Origin of the sequence: Promicromonospora kroppenstedtii DSM 19349 (assembly GCF_000515355.1) — a bacterium.
Lineage (GTDB): Bacteria > Actinomycetota > Actinomycetes > Actinomycetales > Cellulomonadaceae > Promicromonospora > Promicromonospora kroppenstedtii.
In genome coordinates this window covers 2,495-6,091 of record NZ_KI911629.1, presented here as the reverse complement: position 1 = coordinate 6,091, position 3,597 = coordinate 2,495, and the positions used below count along the sequence as shown (strand labels likewise).

Genomic DNA, 3,597 nt, shown 5'->3' with positions numbered 1-3,597 from the left:
GGGGCGGGCGGTGCGCGCCTCGGCCCGCTCCCCGCCCCGCACGAGCGCGGCCACCACCATGACGACGAGCCCAGCCAGGGTCACGAGGGCGCCGGCCCACAGCGGCGACGTGTAGCCGAGACCGGCTGCGAGCGTCAGCCCGCCCACCCAGGCACCGAACGCGTTGCCGATGTTGAACGCCGCGATGTTCGCGCCGGAGGCGAGCGTGGGCGCCGCCGACGCGTGCCGCATCACCCGCATCTGCAGGCCCGGCACGGTCGCGAAGCCGACGGCGCCCATCAGCACCAGGCTGATCATCGTCGCGACCTGGCTGGTCGCGGTCAGCGCGAAGACCGCCAGGACCACGGTGAGCAGCACCAGCAACGTCAGCAGGGTGGCCCCGAGGTTCTTGTCCGCGGCCTTGCCGCCCACCAGGTTGCCCACGAACAGGCCCGCCCCGAACAGGATCAGCAGCCAGGGCACGGCAGTGCTCGCGAACCCGCTGACCTCGGTGAGCGTGAACGCGATGTAGGTGAAGGCGCCGAACATGCCGCCGTAGCCCAGCACGGTCACGGCGATGGACAGCCACACCTGCGGTGCGCGGAACGCCGCGAGCTCGCCGCGCAGGCCCGGACCGGCCTGCCCGCTCGGCCCCGCGACGTCGTCGGGCACGCCCACCCGGGCCGGGACCAGCAGCGCGATGCCGACGAAGGCGAGCACACCGATGCCGGTGATGGCCCAGAAGGTGGAGCGCCAGCCGGCCACCTGGCCGAGCAGCGTGCCGAACGGCACGCCCAGCACGTTGGCGACGGTCAGGCCCGCGAACATGATCGAGATGGCGGCGGCGCGCCGGTCGCGGGCGACCAGGTCGGCCGCGACGACCGCGCCGATGCCGAAGAACGCGCCGTGGCACAGGGCCGCCACGATCCGGCCGAGCATCATCAGCTCGTACGTAGGCGCCATCGCGGACACCAGGTTGCCCGCGATGAACAGGATCATCAGGCCGAGCAGGGCCTTCTTGCGGTCCACCCGGGTCAGGGCGGCGGTGAGACCGACCGCACCGACCGCGACGGACAGTGCGTAGCCGGAGATGAGGTATCCGGCGACGGTCTCGGTGACGCCGAAGTCCGTGGCCACCTCGGGCAGCAGGCCCATGATGACGAACTCGGTGAGGCCGATCCCGAAGCCCCCGATGGCGAGGGCCCACAGGGCGACAGGCATGACAGTGCTCCTTGAGGTGCTGGGTGGTGCTCGTGTTCTGGGCGGTGCCGGCGGGGCTCGTCAGCCGTCGAAGCGGTCCGGGTGCGGACCGGTGCGGCCGTCCCGGTCGAGGGCGTCGATCGCGGCGACCTCCTGCGCGGTGAGCTCGAACCCGAGCACGTCGAGGTTCGAGGCGATGCGCGCGGGCGTGACCGACTTGGGGATCACGACGTTTCCGTGCTGCAGGTGCCAGCGCAGCACCACCTGCGCGGCGGAGACGCCGTGCGCCCGGGCGGCATCGGTCACGGCCGGTCCGTCGAGCACCGCGCCCTGGGCGAGCGGGCTCCACGCCTCGGTGACGATGCCCAGGCCCGCGTGGTGGGCGCGCAGCTCGCGCTGCTGCAGGGCGGGGTGCAGCTCCACCTGGTTGACGACGGGGAACACGCCGGTCGCGGCGACGATCGCGTCGAGGTGCGCGGGCTGGAAGTTCGAGACGCCGATCTCCCGGACCAGGCCGGCCTCGCGGGCCTCGATGAGCCCCTCCCAGGCGGTGACCGCCTGCCCACGGCCCGGTGCGGGCCAGTGGATCAGGTACAGGTCGAGGGCGTCGAGGCCCAGCAGCTCCAGGCTGCGCTCGAGGGCTGGGCGCACGGCGTCGCGCGCCATGGAGTCGGTCCACAGCTTGCTGGTGACGAACAGGTCGTCGCGCGCCAGGTCGGACTCCGCCAGCGCGCGGCCCACGCCCGCCTCGTTGCCGTAGATCGCGGCGGTGTCGATGCTCCGGTACCCCGCTTCGAGCGCGTGGCCGACGGCGCGGGTGGTCTCGGCGTCGGGCACCTGGAAGACGCCGAACCCGACCTGCGGCATGGTCGCGCCCGGGCGGGCGGCGTTGGGGAGGGCGACGGCGGGGGTCGGGACGGGGGAAGACATGAGGGCTCCTTGCTGTTCTCCGAACGGTGCCTGCTGCGCGTACGCGGACACCAGGCGGACGCATTTAGTTGCACGCGCCTCCTAGATAGTTGCACGCGCGCACTAGTTGCACAAGCGCTATAGTTGGAGACCGGAATCACGCCCGCGAAGGAGGGCCCATGGGAATCGCCGACGACGCCGTCGAGATCCGTGCCCAGGGCTGGCGAACGCTCGCCGCGCTGCACGGCATGATCGACACCGCGCTCGAGCGCGCGCTGCAGGCCGAGCACGACCTGTCCGTCGTGGAGTACACGGTGCTGGACGCGCTGTCCCGGCAGGACGGCTGGCACATGCGCATGCAGCAGCTCGGCCGCGCCACCGCGCTCTCGCCGAGCGCCACGACGCGCCTGGTCAACCGACTGGAGGACCGCGCGCTGCTCACGCGCATCCTGTGCCAGGACGACCGCCGCGGCATCTACACCGAGCTCACCGCGGCCGGGGAGAAGCTGCTGCTCGCAGCGCGCCCCACGCACGACCGCGCGCTGCACGAGGCCCTGCAGGAGGCGGAGCAGGTGCCGGAGCTGGCCCTGCTCGTGGGCACGCTGGGCGGCGCCGGGGTGACTGCGGCGGTCTGAGCCGGACCGGCTCGGTCGAGCACGTCCACACGTCGAGTGCGACGGCGGGATCCCGCCAGCATCGCGGCGCCCGGCCGGCAAGGCTCGTGCCATGACGAACACGCACGACGACAACGCCCCGATCGCCCTGGTCACCGGAGCGAACAGAGGACTCGGCCTCGCCGTGGCCCGGCAGCTGGCAGAGGCCGGCGCCACCGTGCTGGTGGGCGGGCGCGACACCGCCCGGGCTGCGGACGCGGCGACGTCCCTGCGCGAGGCGGGGTTCACCGCCCGGCCGGTGACGCTCGACGTGACCGACCACGCCCAGGTGGCGGTCGCCGCCGCACACATCGAGCGCGAGCACGGCCGCCTGGACATCCTGGTCAACAATGCGGGCATCCTGCCGGAGGCCACCACGCCTGACCTGGAGCGCCCGCTGGACCTGGCCGCGTTCCGCTCGACGTTCGAGACCAACCTGTTCGGGGCGGCGGCGGTGACTCAGGCGATGCTGCCCCTGCTGCGCCGGTCGCCGGCCGGCCGCATCGTGAACGTCTCGACCGCCATGGGCTCGCTGGCCGAGCAGCTCGACCCGGAGTCGCCGTACTTCGGCCTGGTCCTGCCCGCCTACCAGGGCTCGAAGGCCGCGCTCAACGCGCTGACCGTGGCCCTGTCCAAGTCGCTCGCGGACACGCCGATCCTCGTGAACTCGGTCTGCCCGGGCTGGGTCCAGACCGACCTGGGCGGTCCGGACAACCGGGCCGCGGCGCCGACCTCGCCCGAGGAGGCGGCACCGGTCGTGGCACGCATGGCCCTGCTGGGGCCGGACGGCCCGAGCGGGACGTTCGTCGACCGGGCCGGCCCGCTCCCCTGGTGACCCGACCGCCCCGCACGCCAC

Annotated in this window: 4 protein-coding genes; 2 read left to right on the top strand and 2 right to left on the bottom strand. The window is 73.3% G+C overall.

The annotated features are described in order from the left end of the window. Together PROKR_RS06060 and PROKR_RS06055 are read right to left on the bottom strand one after the other, a co-directional pair. Positions 1-1,200, bottom strand: a 1,200-nt coding sequence (locus PROKR_RS06060; protein ID WP_084800280.1) for an MFS transporter, incomplete at its 3' end; no start/stop codon positions are given. Between the two features lie 60 nt (positions 1,201-1,260). Beyond that, entirely contained in the window at positions 1,261-2,109 is an 849-nt protein-coding gene (locus PROKR_RS06055) for an aldo/keto reductase (RefSeq protein WP_036960694.1), read from the bottom strand. A 158-nt stretch (positions 2,110-2,267) separates the two neighbouring features. On the opposite strand from PROKR_RS06055, the gene PROKR_RS06050 reads away from it, so the two are divergent. Together PROKR_RS06050 and PROKR_RS06045 are read left to right on the top strand one after the other, a co-directional pair. After that, the gene (locus PROKR_RS06050; RefSeq protein ID WP_036960691.1) at positions 2,268-2,723 is read left to right on the top strand and encodes a MarR family winged helix-turn-helix transcriptional regulator; all 456 of its coding nucleotides are present in this window, start codon (positions 2,268-2,270) and stop codon (positions 2,721-2,723) included. Between the two features lie 91 nt (positions 2,724-2,814). Then, complete coding sequence (locus PROKR_RS06045; protein ID WP_036960688.1) at positions 2,815-3,576, top strand: SDR family oxidoreductase; 762 nt, start codon at positions 2,815-2,817, stop codon at positions 3,574-3,576. Positions 3,577-3,597: the final 21 nt, after the last annotated feature.